The organism is Chromobacterium paludis (assembly GCF_008275125.1).
GTDB classification, from domain to species: Bacteria; Pseudomonadota; Gammaproteobacteria; order Burkholderiales; family Chromobacteriaceae; genus Chromobacterium; species Chromobacterium paludis.
This window is the reverse complement of the sequence record NZ_CP043473.1, coordinates 3,524,197-3,540,161: the sequence shown is the minus strand read 5'-3', so window position 1 is coordinate 3,540,161 and position 15,965 is coordinate 3,524,197. Positions and strand designations below refer to the sequence as shown.

At 65.9% G+C, this 15,965-nt stretch carries 14 protein-coding genes; 6 read left to right on the top strand and 8 right to left on the bottom strand.

Annotated features, from left to right (window positions below):
* Positions 1-6: 6 nt before the first annotated feature.
* On the bottom strand, positions 7-573 hold the full coding sequence (locus tag FYK34_RS16725; RefSeq protein ID WP_149298369.1) for a TetR/AcrR family transcriptional regulator: 567 nt from the start codon (positions 571-573) through the stop codon (positions 7-9).
* Between FYK34_RS16725 and FYK34_RS20560 the strand changes: the two genes are divergently transcribed.
* From FYK34_RS20560 to FYK34_RS16715, 3 genes are all read left to right on the top strand, one after another.
* Complete coding sequence (locus FYK34_RS20560; RefSeq protein WP_168209779.1) at positions 572-718, top strand: hypothetical protein; 147 nt, start codon at positions 572-574, stop codon at positions 716-718. The genes FYK34_RS16725 and FYK34_RS20560 overlap by 2 nt on opposite strands.
* 56 nt (positions 719-774) lie before the next feature.
* Entirely contained in the window at positions 775-2,685 is a 1,911-nt protein-coding gene (locus FYK34_RS16720; protein WP_149298367.1) for a sensor domain-containing diguanylate cyclase, read from the top strand.
* Positions 2,686-2,779: 94 nt separating this feature from the next.
* The gene (locus FYK34_RS16715) at positions 2,780-3,484 is read left to right on the top strand and encodes a pseudouridine synthase (RefSeq protein WP_149298365.1); all 705 of its coding nucleotides are present in this window, start codon (positions 2,780-2,782) and stop codon (positions 3,482-3,484) included.
* A gap of 257 nt (positions 3,485-3,741) precedes the next feature.
* Here the strand turns inward: FYK34_RS16715 and FYK34_RS16710 are convergent, their stop codons facing one another.
* Positions 3,742-5,595, bottom strand: a complete 1,854-nt coding sequence (locus FYK34_RS16710; RefSeq protein WP_231137299.1) for a sigma-54-dependent Fis family transcriptional regulator — start codon at positions 5,593-5,595, stop codon at positions 3,742-3,744.
* A 278-nt stretch (positions 5,596-5,873) separates the two neighbouring features.
* Here FYK34_RS16710 and adh point away from each other — a divergent pair, with 278 nt between their 5' ends.
* Positions 5,874-7,379, top strand: coding sequence for an aldehyde dehydrogenase (gene adh, locus FYK34_RS16705; RefSeq protein ID WP_149298363.1), 1,506 nt, complete (start codon positions 5,874-5,876; stop codon positions 7,377-7,379).
* Between the two features lie 418 nt (positions 7,380-7,797).
* Here adh and FYK34_RS21235 read toward each other — a convergent pair whose 3' ends face one another.
* The 6 genes from FYK34_RS21235 to FYK34_RS16675 all read right to left on the bottom strand — a co-directional run bounded on the left by FYK34_RS21235 (position 7,798) and on the right by FYK34_RS16675 (position 13,820).
* On the bottom strand, positions 7,798-8,619 hold the full coding sequence (locus tag FYK34_RS21235) for a methyl-accepting chemotaxis protein (RefSeq protein ID WP_456236752.1): 822 nt from the start codon (positions 8,617-8,619) through the stop codon (positions 7,798-7,800).
* Between the two features lie 593 nt (positions 8,620-9,212).
* On the bottom strand, positions 9,213-9,767 hold the full coding sequence (locus FYK34_RS16695) for a PAS domain-containing protein (RefSeq protein ID WP_149298359.1): 555 nt from the start codon (positions 9,765-9,767) through the stop codon (positions 9,213-9,215).
* Positions 9,768-10,017: 250 nt separating this feature from the next.
* A complete protein-coding gene (locus FYK34_RS16690; RefSeq protein ID WP_149298357.1) occupies positions 10,018-11,871 on the bottom strand; it encodes a DUF3857 domain-containing transglutaminase family protein in 1,854 nt (617 codons plus the stop codon).
* 170 nt (positions 11,872-12,041) lie between these two features.
* Positions 12,042-12,452 (bottom strand): ExbD/TolR family protein, encoded by a 411-nt coding sequence (locus FYK34_RS16685; RefSeq protein WP_149298354.1) that lies wholly within the window; start codon positions 12,450-12,452, stop codon positions 12,042-12,044.
* Positions 12,439-13,116, bottom strand: a complete 678-nt coding sequence (locus FYK34_RS16680; protein ID WP_149298352.1) for a MotA/TolQ/ExbB proton channel family protein — start codon at positions 13,114-13,116, stop codon at positions 12,439-12,441. The genes FYK34_RS16685 and FYK34_RS16680 overlap by 14 nt, the downstream gene beginning before the upstream one ends.
* Positions 13,113-13,820 carry an energy transducer TonB gene (locus FYK34_RS16675; RefSeq protein WP_231137298.1) on the bottom strand — a complete coding sequence of 236 codons (708 nt, stop codon included), beginning with the start codon at positions 13,818-13,820 and terminating at the stop codon, positions 13,113-13,115. Before FYK34_RS16675 ends, FYK34_RS16680 begins: the two co-directional genes overlap by 4 nt.
* Before the next feature lie 129 nt (positions 13,821-13,949).
* On the opposite strand from FYK34_RS16675, the gene hslV reads away from it, so the two are divergent.
* Together hslV and hslU are read left to right on the top strand one after the other, a co-directional pair.
* A complete protein-coding gene (gene hslV, locus FYK34_RS16670) occupies positions 13,950-14,501 on the top strand; it encodes an ATP-dependent protease subunit HslV (protein WP_011133956.1) in 552 nt (183 codons plus the stop codon).
* Positions 14,502-14,545: 44 nt separating this feature from the next.
* Complete coding sequence (gene hslU / locus FYK34_RS16665) at positions 14,546-15,892, top strand: ATP-dependent protease ATPase subunit HslU (RefSeq protein WP_149298348.1); 1,347 nt, start codon at positions 14,546-14,548, stop codon at positions 15,890-15,892.
* Positions 15,893-15,965: the final 73 nt, after the last annotated feature.

Sequence of the window (15,965 nt, the reverse complement as noted above, 5' to 3'; positions counted from 1 at the left end):
ACGTTGCTATTTTTCGTTGGCAAGCCGCTCCCGCGCCTGCCGCAGCAGCCGCTGTGAGAGTTCTGGCTCGTCTATCAGCCGCGCCAGCGCCAGGCTGCCCATCATCAGGGCGAGGTCGGTCAGCGCTTCGCCGCTCCGGCCGTCTTTTTGCCGGGCTTGGTCCAGGGTGGCCAGCAAGGCGCGGACTTCCTCGCCGATTTGGCGGCGCACGGCAGCGCCCTGGCGCGCCAGCTCGTCGCCCAGCGCCGCCAGCGCGCAGCCGGAGTCGGGCAGGTCGCGGTGGGCGGGGCTGAGGTAGTCCGACGCCAAGGCCGCCAAACCGTCGCCCGGGGCCGCTGCTTCCAGCCTCTGCCGCCATTGCTGGTTTTGCTGGCGCAAGGCCTCGCCGCAGGCAGCGGCCACCAATTGTTCCTTGCTGTCGAAGTGGGCGTAGAAGCCGCCATGCGTCAGGCCAAGGTCAGCCATCAGGTTGGCGATGCCGACATTGGCCAGGCCCTCGGCGCGGAAGCGCAAGGCCGCCATGGCCACGATGCGTTGGCGGGTCTGGGCCTTGTGAGAGTCTGGATAGCGCATGCTTGCTCCCGTCGGGTTTTCATATGATTGCCATCATCTGAACAATACCAAGCAAAAACAGCAAGATAAAGTTCAGCCCTGTCCGCAAGAGCGATTCATGCCTTGGAGCAGCTTGGCATTGGCGTTGCTGGTCATTCAAGTCTAATCTGTTATGCATAAACAGGGCGGCTGCGGCTTGCCCGTCTACAGGATGGAGACGAGATGCCGTTCCGCGAAGTGACATGGCGTACCGGATGGAACTTTATCGGCTTGCAGGCGGCGGCAGCCTTGGCGTATGCGCTGTTTGCGACGCTGCTGGCGTGGTGTCTGCCCACGCCCCACCAAGGCGGGATGCAATTGGGCCTGCCTTTGGCGCTGGCGCTGTTGTTGCGCTTGGGTGGCCGCGTCTGGCCCGGCCTGGCGCTGGCCATGCTCTGGCTGGCCTGGCGGGAGCCCGGCCTCTTGGCGGCTGACCGGTCGCTGCTGGCGCTGAGTTGCCTGGCCGCCGCCCTGCTGGGCGCCAACTTGCCGCCGCGCCGCCGCTTGCCGTTTTACCGCCTGACCGACGTACTGGCTTTTCTGGCCGGCGCGGTTGGCTTGGCTAGCCTGCTGGCGGCCTTGGGCCGTGTTTTCGCCTTGTTGCCGGCCTACCGTCACGCCTTGACGGAGCTGGCATGGCTGGGCGCGCGGATGTGGCTGGGCAATGCGGTGTTGCTGCTGACCGTGACGCCGGTGTTGCTGCTGGCCGGACGCGGCGCGCGCAACGGGCCCGGCACGGCCTGTTGGCGCGAAACCTCGCTGGTCGCCGGCGTCACGCTGCTGTTGGCGGCGCTGGTGTGCTGCGGCCTGCATGGACAAGGCGGCCACTACGCCATCCTGCCTTATCTTTTCATCATGCCTTTGCTATGGCTGGCTTTCCGCAGCGAATTACGGCTGGCGCATGGCTTGTCGCTTGCCATCGTCGCGCTGGCGTTGACCGGCGTGCGCCTGGGCGTAGGCGCGCTCGCCATCGCCACGCCGGAAGAGTCCTTGTTGAACGTGGCGCTTCTGGCGCTGGTGCAGTCGGTGACCCTGCTGGTGTTCGGCGCGCTGCTGGACGAACGCCGGCAGGTGGAGCGTCGCCTGCTGCTGGCCAATCAGTCGCTGGAAGCCAAGGTGGGCGAGCGCACCCGCCAGTTGGCGGAAAGCGAGTCGCGCTTGCGGCTGATGGCCGACGCGGCGCCCTTCCCCCTGACCATGAACCGTCTGGCCGGCGGCGAACTGATCTACGCCAACGAAAGAGCGGAGGAATTGTTCGGCGCCAGTCTGCGGCCCGAGCGGGCATTGCGGGTGCAGGACTTTTACGTTCATGCCGGAGAGCGTGAAGAAGTGGCGCAGGCGCTGCGCGTGCGCGGCCGGGTGGAGGACAAGGAGGTCAGGCTGAAGGACGCGCAAGGCCGCGAGTTCTGGGCGCAGATTTCCTGCGCGACGGTGAAGAGCGACAAAACCTGGTATGTGATCAACGGCGTCAACGATATCAGCGAGCGCAAGCGCCTGGAGCAAAGCCTGCAAGACGCCAATACCGCCTTGCGGCGCCAGGTGGACGAAATCGAGCTGCTGCAGCAAGGGCTGCGCGAGCAGGCGCTGCGCGACCCGCTGACCGGCTTGTTCAATCGCCGTCATCTGGACGAGATCCTGCCGCGCGTGCTGGACCACATGCTGGCGCTGCACCGCGACGTGGCGGTGCTGATGGTGGATGCCGACCACTTCAAGCGCGTCAACGACACCTATGGCCACCGCTGCGGAGACGTGGTGTTGACCGCGCTGGGCGCCTACCTGAGCGACCACTTCCGCAGCGGCGACATCGTTTGCCGCTATGGCGGCGAGGAGTTTTTCGTGCTGCTGCCCGGCGCCTCGCTGGAGGCCGCCTTCGTCAAGGCGCAGAAGCTGTGCGAGACGGTGCGGCAGATGGAAATCGAGGCGTTGGGACACACGCTGTCGGTGACGCTGTCCATCGGCCTGGCGCTGTGCCCGCTGCACGGCGAGGACGCGGAAAGCGTGGTGCTGGCGGCGGACGAGGCCTTGTATCAGGCCAAGCAGCAAGGGCGGGATCGCGTTTGCGTCGCCGCGCCGCTGCAGACCCTGCTGTCCTGAGCCGGCGCGAAAAACGCCCGGATTCGTCCCGAAACGCATCCCGGCGCGACCGCTCCGCAAACGTCAACTGCCTCTAGCGTGCTACCATCCGGCCATGGAACTCTATCGACTGTTGCAACAACAAGGCTTTGGCGGCCGCAAGGAGTGCCGCCAGCTGATCGAATACGGCCTGGTGGAAGTGAACGGCGAGGTGGTGGACAACTATCGCGCCCAGTTCGAACTGGCCGACATCACCAGCCTGGCGGTGGACGACGAGCCGTGGCCGCTGGTGCGCGGCCCGCTCTATCTCTTGCTGCACAAGCCGGCCAATTATGAAACCTCGCACAAGCCGCAGTGCCATCCCAGCATCTACCGGCTGCTGCCGGACCCGTTTTCCAATCTGGACGTCAGCGCGGTGGGAAGGCTGGACGTGGACACCACCGGCCTGATCCTGCTGTCCAACGACGGCCAGTTCATCCACGCGCTCTCCTCGCCCAAGAAGCTGGTGCCCAAGGTCTACCGCGTGACCTTGAAGCATGAGGCGACGGAAGAGCTGATCGCCAAGCTGCAAAGCGGCGTCTACCTCAACGACGAGGCGCGAGAATTCGCCGCCGACAGCATCGAGCAGGTCGACGCCCACACCATTCTGCTGACCATCACCGAGGGCAAGTACCACCAGGTGAAGCGCATGGTGGCGGCGGCCAGCAACCGGGTGGAGGCCTTGCACCGCGAAAGCCTGGGCGCGATCGTGCTGGGCGAGTTGCCGGTGGGCGCGTGGCGGCATCTGACGGCCGAGGAATTGGCGGCCTTCGGCTTCTGATCGCATCGGCGGCGCAACAACGGCGGGAAGCTTGGCTCCCCGCCGTTTTTCATTGCGCCGCCGTTTCCATGGCAATGGGCTGTGGGACACCGCCGCGCGGCGCGGCCACATGGGCCCAAATGCCGGAGCGTTCCGGCGCGATGTGCCCGGCCAGGCGGTGGCCGTCCGGATAATCGCCGCCGTTCTGGCGGCGGAACGGAATCGGCGCTTCGTCGAACAGGCCGGCCAGCCGCGCCCGCCGCCTAGCGCCGCCGCACTTATTTGGCGGCTTTGCCTAAGCGCCGGTACAGCGTGGCGCGGCTGATGCCCAGGGCGCGCGCCGCGGCGCTGGCGTTGCCGCCGCAGCGGCGCAGAACTTGCGCTAGCGCGTTATCCGTCACAGCATGGCCCGCGCTGGCCATGTCCTCGCGCAGCGCGGCCGGTAGCTGCTCCAGGGTTAGCGTTGCGCCGTCGTCCACCAGCGCCAGCAAGGTGGCCAGCAGATTGGCCAGTTCGCGCAGATTGCCGGGCCAGCGGTAGCCGCGGATGGCGCGCGCCAGCTCCGGCGACAGCGTGACGCCGCGTTTGGCCGCGCCCATGCCGTCCAGCATGGCCTGAGCGATGGCGGCGATGTCGCCGCGTTCGCGCAGCGGCGGCAGGCTGAGGGGGTAATGGCACAGCCGGTAATACAGGTCGGCGCGGAAGCCGCCTTCGTCCACTCTGGCGCGCAAGTCGCGGTGGGTGGCGCAGATCAGCCGAATGTCCACTTTTTGCGCCGGCCCGCCGCCCAGCGGCGTCACCTCGCGCTCCTGCAATACCCGCAATAGCCGCGCCTGCATGGCCAGCGGCATGTCGCCTATCTCATCCAGGAACAGCACGCCGCCGTCCGCCTCGCGCAGCCTGCCTTTGCTGCCCTGGCGGCTGGCGCCGGTATAGGCGCCGGGCAGGTAGCCGAACAGCTCGGCCTCGATCAGCCCTTCGGGGATGGCCGCGCAATTGACCGCCACGAAGGGCTGGCGGCGGCGGCTGCCGGCGGCATGCAGCGCGCGCGCCAGCCTGTCCTTGCCGGTGCCGGTTTCGCCTAGGATCAGCACGGGGATGTCCGCTTCGAACAGCTTGTTCGCGATGGCGAACACCTCTGGCGGCATGCCGTCCAGCGGAGCGGCGTCGGCGGGCGTGGTCGGCCTGACGGCCGGCGCGGGCGGCGCGGGCGGCGTTGCCGGTGTGGCGACGGCCGGCGGTTTGAGGCGCGCGGACAGGCGTTGCGCGCCGATCCGCAGCAGGCTCAGCGCCTGGCCATGCTGATCTAGCCAGTGTTCCAGGCTTTGGCCGAACAGGGCGGCGAAATGGCGCGCTTGCCAGCCGCCGGGCTGCAGGCCGCATAGCGACAACCCGGCCCGATTGGCGGCCAGCAGGTGGCCATCGCCGTCGAAAACCAGCTGGCAGGCGGTCGGACTGTCGAGCAGGCGCGGGTCGGCGTGCAGGCTGAGCTGCCAGCCGTAACGGGCGGCCTCCTCCAGCAGCCGCGCTTCGATCAGGCCGCGCGCCGCTTGCAGCGCGCGCACTTGCACTTGGCCCAGCTTGCGGCTGGCGCCGCTGATGTCGAGCGCGCCCAGCAGCTCGCCCTGCGGACCGAGCAGCGGCGCGGCCGCGCAGGCCAGCACCCGGTTGCGTTCCAGATAATGCTCGGCCCCGCGCACCACGATGCTGTCGCGCGCCGCCAGCGCGGTGCCGATGGCGTTGGTGCCGCGCGCGGCCTCGCTCCAGTCCATGCCGGGCGTCAGCGCCAGCCGCGCCGCCTTGTCCAGAAAGGCGATGTCGCCGCTTTCGTCCAGTATCAGTCCGCGCCTGTCGGACACCACCAGCGCCAGGTCTTGGCCGGCCAGCTGCTCGAACAGCCCGGCCAGCGCCGGGCGGGCGGGTTCCAGCCAGGCCGCGTTGGCCTCGCGCCGTTCGCGCAATTCCATTTCCGTCAGCCTCTCGCCGCCGCGCGCGCCGGCGCTCAGGCCCAGGCCGCGGCAGCGTTGCCAGGAGTGCAGGATGGATGGCGGCAGCGCCTGTCCGGGCAATGGTTGGTCGGAGAAGAAGCGGCGGCGGATTTCGTCCAGCGGCAGGCGGGCGGCCTGGGTCATGCGCGTCTCCTGAGGTGTCTCATGGCCTTGCGACAGCTGTCGCGGCGCGAGACAGTTTCATGGGGCAGATGGGCCGATTATGGCCAGCTCATCGCCCTTGGCAATACGCTGATTTTTATCGGGATTTGCTGCGCTGCGGAATGTGGGAGTGAAAAACCGCGCGCGCCAAGGCAATCGACGATATTGCAATGCAAAATTCATAAATCTGGCATGGCCTTTGCGCTGTGGCGGAATCCGTTACACGGATACGCACCATCCACCTCAAAAGGAGACGCAAGATGGCAAACCTGCAACCCGGATTCCCGCTCAAAACGCGCTACGCCAACTATATCGGGGGCCAATGGGTGCCGCCGGTCAACGGACGCTATTTCGAGAACGTCACGCCCATCACCGGCAAGCCCTTGTGCGAGATTCCGCGCTCTGACGAGCAGGACGTGGAGCTGGCGCTGGATGCCGCCCATGCCGCGCGCTTCAAGTGGGGCCATACCCCGGTGACCGAGCGCGCCATCATCCTGAACAAGATCGCCGACCGCATGGAGGCCAATCTGGGTTTGCTGGCCGAAGTGGAAACCTGGGACAACGGCAAGCCGATACGCGAAACGCGGGCCGCCGACATCCCGCTGGCCATCGACCATTTCCGTTATTTCGCCGCCTGCGTGCGCGCCCAGGAGGGCAGCCTGGGCGAGATCGACGCCGATACGGTGTCCTACCACTTCCACGAGCCGCTGGGCGTGGTGGGCCAGATCATCCCGTGGAACTTCCCCATCCTGATGGCGGCGTGGAAGCTGGCGCCGGCGCTGGCGGCCGGCAACTGCGTGGTGCTGAAGCCGGCCGAACAGACGCCGCTGTCCATCCTGGTGTTGATGGAGCTGGTGGGCGACCTGCTGCCGCCCGGCGTGCTCAACGTGGTTAATGGCTTTGGCGTGGAGGCCGGCAAGCCGCTGGCCAGCTCCAAGCGCATCGCCAAGATCGCCTTCACCGGCGAAACCGGCACCGGCCGCCTGATCATGCAATACGCCAGCCAGAACCTGATTCCCGTGACGCTGGAACTGGGCGGCAAGTCGCCGAATATCTTCTTCGACGACGTGGCGGCCAAGGATGACGCCTTCTTCGACAAGGCCATCGAAGGCTTTGTGATGTTCGCGCTGAATCAGGGCGAAGTGTGCACCTGCCCCAGCCGCGCGCTGATCCATGAGTCCATCTACGACCGCTTCATGGAAAAAGCGCTGGCCCGCGTGGCCGCCATCAAGCAGGGCAACCCGCTGGATCCGTCCACCATGATAGGCGCGCAGGCTTCCATGGAGCAGATGGACAAGATCCAGAGCTATCTCGCCATCGGCCGCGAGGAAGGCGCCCAGCTGCTGGCCGGCGGAGCGCGCGCGCACTTGGACGGCGATCTGGCCGGCGGCTTCTACATTCAGCCCACGGTGTTCCACGGCCACAACAAGATGCGCATCTTCCAGGAAGAGATCTTCGGCCCGGTGGTGTCGGTGACCACCTTCCAGAATCGCGACGAGGCGCTGGCCATCGCCAACGACACGCTATATGGCCTGGGGGCCGGCGTGTGGACGCGGGACATGAACACCGCCTTCTTCATGGGCCGCCATATCGAAGCCGGCCGGGTGTGGACCAACTGCTACCACGCTTATCCGGCGCATGCGGCATTCGGTGGTTATAAGCAATCGGGCATCGGCCGCGAGACGCACAAGATGATGCTGGAGCACTACCAGCAGACCAAGAACCTGCTGGTCAGCTATGCCGAGGACAAGCTGGGCTTCTTCTAAACGCCCCGCGGATGCATCCGGCACCAACCGCCCTTGCGAGGGCGGTTTTTTTTGGCCCAGGGCTTGCGTCGGCCTGGATTGAGGCTGAAATAGAAGGAGAGGAATTCACATCAAATTATGCCTATGAATTTTTGTGGATTGCAAAATGTAATTTTTAAAATGAAATACATTTCATATTTACGTATAAGTTTTACATTTAGCCGCGCGCCCTACTCGTTTTATAGTCAGAAATCGAATGCCAAGCGCCGTGGCTGGGTTTGCGGCTGGCATGGGTGGACCTGATGGGAATGGCGGCGGCGAAGGGCCTGTGCCGGTTGCCGAGAGGACGGCGCAGGGGAAGAGAGGGCATCCGCGCTTGCGGCAAGACGCAAAAAAACCGGGCCTGGCTGGCCCGGTTGGCATGTGGAGCGGCGTGGCTTTAGCCTGCGCTCAGGTTGTCCAGCTCGGTTTGCAGCTTGACGCTGATCTGTTCCATGGACTTCATGCGGCCCAGAATGCCGGCCTCGTCCAGCTGTCCGCTTTGCGCGGCAGCGGCGACGGCGGCGTCCACCTGCTGCTGCAATTGTTGCAGCGGCGCGCGCAGCGCCTGCGCGGCGCTGCCGAACAGGGCGGCGCCGTCGCCTTCCAGCCAGGCGGCCAGTTCCGGCGCCGGCGCTTGAGCCAGCGCCTCCTCCACGGCGTGATAAGCGCTTTGCTTGTAGATCACGTGCGCGACTTTCTGCAGCGAGGTCTGCGATTTCATCTGCACTTCGCTGACTTGGCGCAGCACCTGATCGGATTGCTCGGCCAGGCTGGTGAAGCGCAGGCGGAAGGCTTCCACCGAGGTTTGCACCTCGCCGGCCACGCCGCCGGCCGCGCTGGCTTGTGTCTGCATGTCGCCGATACGGCTGGACAGAGTTTCCAGCACGCCCTGCACCTGGTTGGCGGTGCTCTTGCTGCGTTCGGCCAGTTTGCGCACTTCATCCGCCACCACGGCGAAGCCGCGGCCCATTTCGCCGGCGCGCGCCGCCTCGATCGCCGCGTTCAGGGCCAGCAGATTGGTCTGATCGGCGATGGCGGAAATATCGGCCAGCGACCGTTCAATGCCTTGCCATTCCTGCGCCAGCATCTGGCTGGCGGTGTCCATGCTGGTTACGCTGCCGGCGATGGTTTGCAGGTGGCCGGATAGCTCTTCCGCGCTGCGCAGGCTGTCGCGCGCGCCGGCCGCGTTGTCGCGCGTGATGCCGGCCACGCTGTCCATGGCCTGGTTGATCGTGGTCAGGTCCCCCTGGCTGCCCGCCAGGTCTTGCCGCAGATGCGGATTGCCCAGCGCCGCCAGCTGCGAGGACAGCCGATTGCGGCGGACGAAGCGGTCGTTTTCGGCCATGGCCTCGATCGCCTTGTTCACGTTTTCCAGCGAGCTGGACAGAATGCCCGGCAGGCCCTGGCTGAGCGGCCGGCGGCTGAAATTGCCCTGGCTGATTTCCTGGAAGCAGGTGTTGATTTCCTTGAAATAGGTTTCCACCAGGTCGAGAAAATCGTTGAGTTGCCAGGCCACCTGGCCCACTTCGCCCATTTCGCGGGTGTCGCGGCTGCGATGGTGCAGCTCGCCGCTGCAGGCGAGCCCCAACTGGCTGGTCAGCGAGTTCAGCAGCAGGAAGATGCGGCTGCCCTTTTGCCAGAGCCAGAAAGACAAGAAGAGGGTAGTGACGAGCAGCAGGGCGCTGATGGCGTGGTGGGCGAGCGGAGGCAGCAGGTAGTCGTCGATTATGGACAGCAGCACCAGCAGGTTGAAGCTGGCCAGGCCCCAGACCAGGTGGGTGCGCAGGAAGGGGGTGGGTTTGCGCGGCGAGCTCATCCGGTGACTCCTTTGGCTTTCAGTACCTCGGCGTTCAGTCCCAGGATGAAGTCCTGGTAACTGCAGCCTTTTTCTTGCAGCAGCGCGAGCAGCCAGTCGCGCGAGGCGTCCGGCGCGGCAGCCTTGCCGTGGGCGGCTTCTATCTTGCGCATCTCGGCGTAGATGGACTCGATGGCGGCGATGGCGGAGCGGCTGGGCGGACGCCGCACCGAATAGTAGCCTTGTAGCTTGCCGTACAAGTCATAGTCCGGCGTCACATTGGCCAGCACCCAGTAATAATTGCCGTCGGCGGTGGCGTTTTTCACCAGGGCGAAGAACTCGTGGCCGCCTTGCAGCGTTTGCCACATCAGGCGGTAGGCGCCGCGCGGCATGTCGGGATGGCGGATGATGTTATGCGGTTTGCCCAGCAGCTGGTGTTCGGCATAGCCGGAGATGCGCATGAACACGCGGTTGGCGTAGGTGATATGGCCGCTGGGATCGGTCTTGCTGACGATCAGCTCGTTGGGGGCCAGCTGTACTTCGCGGCCCGGGCCAGTGGGGTGGAGTTCCATGCTCGCTTCTTTCTGAACTTTACCCTTTGTAGTAGTACGGGCAAATGGGCATTGTCATGGGCAATGCATCATACGGCAAGCATTTATTTAAATGTTCTTTATGTATTAGCGCCTTTATTTAAAACAGAAAGCGCCTGGCGGGCGTGGCGTTTTGGCCAGCAAAACTGGCCTTTGGGCGAGCCGGCCGCGGGGCGGGAGAGGTCGAGGCTGGCGGGGCCAGGCCCGGCATGGCCAGGCCCTGGCGCGGGGCTTAGAGCTTGAGGATCTGTCTGGCCTGAATCGCGCAGGCGCGGGCCTCGGCGTTCAGCTTGGCGAAGGCGGGGCTGACGATGTCCTCGTGGCGGAGCCAGCGCACTTTGCGGACCAGCCGCCATTGATAGTGGATGCCCGCCGCATTGCTGGTTTGCTTCAGGTCCAGGTCAAACCACGGCGAGCGCGCCTGGCAGCTGAAGGCGGGCTGGATGGCCTTGGCGCCTTGCAGCGTGACGTTGCGCTCCAGAATTTCCGGATCGCCCAGGTAGAGGTCAGCCTGGTTGCCATTGCTGCGGTAGCTGTCGAATTCGTTCCAGCGCCTGTCCAGGTGCGGGTCATACAGATAGAGGCCGGAAATCTTTTCCAGCGCGCGCATGTCGACGGCTTGCAGGCGGATGGGGTAGCGCTCCGGCAGCAGGAAGCCGGTGGCGGCGCGTTCCACCTTGCAGCCTTGCGGCTGGTTGCCGCTGCCGTGGCAGATGCTTTGTTCCGTGCTGCTGGCGCCCTGGAAGCGGTCGCGCATGGTCAGCTCCACCAGCGGCCAGCCGGAAAGCTCCGTCTGGCTGGCGATCAGCGCGCTGCCATCCTTGCGCAGCACTTCATGCCGCTTGACGGATAGGCTGACGGTTGCCGGCTGGATGGGGATGTAGTCTTGGCGCACCTGGCCGTCGCGGCCCATCAGGTAGGTCGGGCGTTCCTGCAGGTCCGGCATGATGCGATCGGGCGCGAAGAAGGGATTGGTGGCGTCCAGCCATTCCACTTTGCCGTTTACCACCGCGCGCACGATCATGTGGTTGACCGTGCCCAGGCCGGGCAGCAGCGGCGGGGGGGCGAAGCGGCCGCGGAACACCAGCGCCGGTTCCGCGTCTATGCCCGCGGCGCGCAGCATGGCAGTCAGCAGGGTGGCCAGGTCCTTGCAGTCGCCGTAACCATGCTGTTCGATCTCGGCCAGCGTGAACGGCACCAGGCCGCGCTCGGCCAGCCGCTGATCGTTCAGGTAACGGTAATGGCTGTTGATGTGCTGCATGAAGGCCGCCACCTGCTGGGCGGCGGGCTTGCCCTTTTCGGCCGCCACCGCTGCTGCGGCGCCGGGCGGCAGCGGCGCCGCCAGGATTTCGTTGTAGCGCGCGGCATAGCTGCCGAAGTGCTGCTGCGGCTGTTCGCTGGTGGCCACGCTCAGCCGCGGCCAGGCGCGCAGGGCGCTGTCGTCGGCCTCATTGGTGAGGTTAAGGTAGCGCACGCCTTTCTGGTCGACGCTGATGGACCGCTTGTCCGCGCTTTCGCTCACTTGGAAGCCGTCCATTTTTTCGCCGCGCCAGATCAGCGGACGCGGCGAACTCAGTTCGAAATGATAGCTGTCATAGCGCACCGGTTCCGGGTCGAAATCCAGGCGGTACAGCAGCTCGCGGCTCAGCGGGGCGGCGGCGATGTGATGCTTCACTTCGTAACTCACCGTGCTGCCCACGGCCAGCTCCGGGAATGCCAGCCAGGTTTGCTTGTCGCGGCTTACGCCGGCATAGGGGTTGGGCGCGGCGCGCGTTTCCACTTGGGACTTGGCCAGCTGGATCACGCGGCCATCCTGTTGGCGGACGGCTCCGCTGAGGACTTCTAGGCGGTCGGTGTCCGGATAGGTGAAATCTATGCGCGACAGCAGGTCCTTGCCGGCGGGTTTCAAAATGGTGAATTGGTTGCGCGTGGTGCAATCGAGGCTGTTGTCGGTGTTGTGCTGGCAGCGGATGCTGGTTTGCAAGGCCAACGGCGCTTCGCTGACGGGCTGCAGCGCGGCCAGGGCAACGTGGCCGGAGCAGGCCAGGGCGGCGGCCAGGCTCAGGCGGGGGGCAGACTTTCGCATCGTGGTGAAACCATGAGTTGGGCCAGGCTGGACAGCTTGGCGTGTTAAATCGTCAGGAATGTCGATGATATTGCCATGAAGAGGCGGCGAAGGCCAGGTCTTGCGTCCAGGGCCCTTGCCGCGCCAGGGGGTTTGGACCGGCGCCAGCGGCGGGGGTTGCAGTGGAGGAATCAGGGGGCGGCGGTGACGAAGCCGATCTTGGCGACCCCGTTACGCTGCGCGGTGGCCAGGGCCTTGGCCACCGTTTCATAGCGCACGGCCTTGTCGGCGGACAAGTGCAGCTCAACGCCAGGGTTAGCCGCGGCGGCGGCGGCAAAGCGCGCCGGCAGCGCGGTCTCCGCCACCGGCTGGTCGTTCCAGAACAGCTTGCCGTCCGCCTGTACCGCCAGGCGGATCTGTTCCGGCTTGGCCTGATCGGCGGCGGCCTGGGCGCGCGGCAGGTCCACTTGCACCGCATTGGTCAGCAGCGGCGTGGTGATGATGAATACCACCAAGAGCACCAGCATCACGTCCACCAGCGGCGTGGTATTGGGTTCGGCCATCGGCGCGGCCGGGCCTGGGTTGAAGCTACCGAAGGCCATGGCCGTCTCCGGATTGGGTCAGTAATTGGGCGTGCAGGTCGTGGGCAAAGTCGTCCAGCTCCTGCGCCATCACGCGCTGGGCGCGGGTCAGCGCGTTATAGGCCAGCACCGCCGGGATGGCGGCGGCCAGGCCGGCAGCGGTGGCCACCAGCGCCTCGCCTATCGGGCCGGCCACTGCGCCTATGCTCATCTGGCCGGCGTGGCCGATATTGACCAGGGCGTGATAGATGCCCCAGACGGTGCCGAACAGGCCGACGAAGGGCGCGGTGGAGCCGATGGAGGCCAGCACGGTCAAACCGGCCTCCTGGCGCGCGTTTTCCCGCGCCAAGGCCTTGCGGATGGCGCGGGTCAGGAATTCGTCCACGCCGCAGGCCTGGCCCAGCGCGCGGCCGGCTTGGCCTTGGTATTGCCGCAAGGCGGCGATGCCGGCGCGGGCCAGCGCGGCGAATTGACTGGCGCTGCCCGCCAGGCCGTTCTCCGCCGCGCGCCAATCCGGCGCGCCCCACAGCGCGCTCTCGGCTTCGCGGTTGGCGCGGCGCAGCCGCCAGGCTTGCGCGCCGCGCACCAGGATCAAGTACCAGGTCAGCACCGACATCAGGATGAGGAGCAGGAACACCGCGATCAATACGGCGTCTCCTTGTTGGAATACGGTCAGAATGTTCATGAGCGGATCGATTTCAAAGAAAATTCAACGGGAACGATAAAGGTGTAGGCGATGGACTCGTCGCCGCGCTTGGCCGGAATGAAGCGCCAGCGTTTGACGGCGGCCAGCGCGGCGCGGTCCAGCCGGAAGAAGCCGCTGCTTTGCTGCACGCTGACGTCCAGCGGCAGGCCCTGGGCGCTGACATGGACGCGCAGCCGCACGGTGCCGGCTTCGCCGTCCTCCTGCGACTCCGATGGATAGGTCGGCGCGGGATTGTTCAGATAGCCGCCGCGCGCCAGCGGTTCGGTGATGGCCTGGGGCTTGCCCGTGGCTGCGGGTTTGTCATTGGTTTTGGGCGCGTCGGCAGCGAGGGAGGCGGCCGGCTGGGCCGGCGCGCTGATGGCTTGGGCCGGCGCGGGCGTGTCGATGGGCGTCTGGCTGGTCTGCAGCCGAGGCGTTGGGGGCGCGGTCTTGATTGGCGTCGGTTTCGCTTCCGTCTGGCGCGGTTTGGCCGGCGCGGCGGGCGTAGGCTTTGGGTATTCTCGCGGCGGCGCCGGCGCCACCATTTCCATGCTGAGGAGACGCGGCGGCGTGACGGCGGGCCGGCCGGCGCACGAGTCGTTCAGCAGCCACAGCGCCAGGACATGCGCCGCCAGCACGCCGCACAAGGCGGAAAATTGCAGAAAGGGTGCGGACTTCATGTGAATGATAGTAACGCAAATCATTCTCATTTTCTAGGCCGGGTGGGCAAGCCCTGTTGCCCATGCTTGCAATCGGGACAATCGCCAGCATATACCTGCCTATATCGGACAAAGGCCGGCACACCGCCGGCCGCCATACACTGGAATACCAATATGCAGCAGTTTGACGGAACCACTATCGTTTCCGTCCGGCGCGGCGAGCGCGTGGCGCTGGGCGGCGACGGGCAAGTGACCCTGGGCAATATCGTGATCAAGGCCACTGCGCGCAAGATACGCAAGCTGCACGGCGGCAAGGTGTTGGCCGGTTTCGCCGGCGGCACGGCCGACGCCTTCACGCTGATCGAGCGCTTCGAGGCCAAGCTGCAAAAGCACCAGGGCAACTTGCTGGTGTCGGCGGTGGAGCTGGCCAAGGACTGGCGCACCGACCGCATGCTGCGCCGGCTGGAGGCGATGCTGATCGTGGCCGACAAGGACCATACGCTGATCATCACCGGCAACGGCGACGTGCTGGAGCCGGAGCAGGGCATCGCCGCCATCGGCTCCGGCGGCGCCTTCGCCCAGTCCGCCGCGCGCGCGCTGTTCGAGAACACGGACCTGGCGCCGGAAGTGGTGGTGAAGAAGTCGCTGGAGATCGCCGGCGACATCTGCATCTACACCAACCACAACCACCTGATTGAAACCCTGGGCCCGGACGACGAGGCCTGACCCCGAATGCAAGACCCGGCCATCGCGGCCGGGCGGAGAACGTCATGACGCAAATGACCCCGCAGGAAATCGTCCACGAACTGGACCAGCACATCATCGGCCAGCACAAGGCCAAGCGCGCCGTCGCCATCGCCCTGCGCAACCGCTGGCGCCGCCAGCAGGTGGCCGAGCCGCTGCGCAGCGAGATCACCCCCAAGAACATTCTGATGATAGGCCCCACCGGCGTGGGAAAGACCGAGATCGCCCGCCGCCTGGCCAAGCTGTCCGGCGCGCCCTTCATCAAGGTGGAAGCCACCAAGTTCACCGAGGTGGGCTATGTCGGCCGCGACGTGGACACCATCATCCGCGACCTGATGGACGTGGCGATCAAGGACACCCGCGAGGCGGCGATCAAGCGCAACCGGGTGCGCGCCGAAGACGCCGCCGAGGAGCGCATCCTCGACGTGCTGCTGCCGCAGCCGCGCAAGCAGCCGTCGGGCTTCTTCGCCGAGGAGCCGGTTGCCGAGGAGAAGCATGAGGACGGCGCTACCCGCCAGAAATTCCGCAAGATGCTGCGCGAGGGCAAGTTCGACGATAAAGAGATCGAGCTGGAAATCGCCGCGCCGGTGGCGCAGATGAACGTGATGGCGCCGCCGGGCATGGAGGATTTCGCCAGCCAGCTGCAAGGCATGTTCCAGGGCATGGGCGCCGGCAAGAAGCAGACCGCCAAGATGAAGGTGGCGGACGCCTTCAAGCAACTGATAGACGAAGAAGCCGCCAAACTGGTCAACGACGAAGAGCTGAAGGCCGAGGCGCTGAAGAACGTCGAGCAGAACGGCATTGTCTTCCTCGATGAGATCGACAAGGTCACCAGCCGCGGCGAAGGCCACAGCGGCGCCGACGTATCGCGCGCCGGCGTGCAGCGCGACCTGCTGCCGCTGGTGGAGGGCACCACGGTGTCCACCAAGTACGGCATGGTGAAGACCGATCACATCCTGTTCATCGCCTCCGGCGCTTTCCAGCTGTCCAAGCCGTCCGACCTGATCCCGGAACTGCAGGGCCGCCTGCCGATCCGCGTCGAGCTGTCGTCCTTGTCCGTCGACGACTTCAAGGCCATCCTGACCAGCACCAACGCCTGCCTGACGCGCCAATACCAGGCGCTGCTGGCCACCGAGGGCGTGGAGCTGGCGTTCGAGGAATCCGGCATCCAGCGCCTGGCCGAGATCGCCTGGCAGGTCAACGAGAAAACCGAGAACATCGGCGCCCGCCGTCTGTACACGGTGATGGAGAAGCTGCTGGAGGAAGTGGCTTTCGACGCCAAGGCGGGCGAGTGCAAGATCGACGGTGCCTACGTGGACGGCAAGCTGGGCGAAGTGGCCGAACGCGAGGACCTGGCGCGCTACGTGCTGTAATCATTCCGCAGACGCCTGTCTGCGCGTGACGCCCTTCTCTCTCGCGGGAGAGGGGCGGGGAAAGGGGGCGATC

Excerpts from the sequence above, each read along its gene's own strand:
- FYK34_RS21235 (WP_456236752.1), bottom strand. The coding sequence starts at position 8,619 with ATGGACAGCGTGGCCGGCATCACGCGCGACAACGCGGCCGGCGCGCGC.
- FYK34_RS16690 (WP_149298357.1), bottom strand. The coding sequence starts at position 11,871 with ATGCGAAAGTCTGCCCCCCGCCTGAGCCTGGCCGCCGCCCTGGCCTGC.
- FYK34_RS16675 (WP_231137298.1), bottom strand. The coding sequence starts at position 13,820 with ATGATTTGCGTTACTATCATTCACATGAAGTCCGCACCCTTTCTGCAA.
- FYK34_RS16715 (WP_149298365.1), top strand. The coding sequence starts at position 2,780 with ATGGAACTCTATCGACTGTTGCAACAACAAGGCTTTGGCGGCCGCAAG.
- FYK34_RS16725 (WP_149298369.1), bottom strand. The coding sequence starts at position 573 with ATGCGCTATCCAGACTCTCACAAGGCCCAGACCCGCCAACGCATCGTG.
- FYK34_RS20560 (WP_168209779.1), top strand. The coding sequence starts at position 572 with ATGCTTGCTCCCGTCGGGTTTTCATATGATTGCCATCATCTGAACAAT.
- FYK34_RS16680 (WP_149298352.1), bottom strand. The coding sequence starts at position 13,116 with ATGAACATTCTGACCGTATTCCAACAAGGAGACGCCGTATTGATCGCG.
- FYK34_RS16685 (WP_149298354.1), bottom strand. The coding sequence starts at position 12,452 with ATGGCCTTCGGTAGCTTCAACCCAGGCCCGGCCGCGCCGATGGCCGAA.
- FYK34_RS16710 (WP_231137299.1), bottom strand. The coding sequence starts at position 5,595 with ATGACCCAGGCCGCCCGCCTGCCGCTGGACGAAATCCGCCGCCGCTTC.
- hslV (WP_011133956.1), top strand. The coding sequence starts at position 13,950 with ATGCAGCAGTTTGACGGAACCACTATCGTTTCCGTCCGGCGCGGCGAG.
- FYK34_RS16720 (WP_149298367.1), top strand. The coding sequence starts at position 775 with ATGCCGTTCCGCGAAGTGACATGGCGTACCGGATGGAACTTTATCGGC.
- hslU (WP_149298348.1), top strand. The coding sequence starts at position 14,546 with ATGACGCAAATGACCCCGCAGGAAATCGTCCACGAACTGGACCAGCAC.
- adh (WP_149298363.1), top strand. The coding sequence starts at position 5,874 with ATGGCAAACCTGCAACCCGGATTCCCGCTCAAAACGCGCTACGCCAAC.
- FYK34_RS16695 (WP_149298359.1), bottom strand. The coding sequence starts at position 9,767 with ATGGAACTCCACCCCACTGGCCCGGGCCGCGAAGTACAGCTGGCCCCC.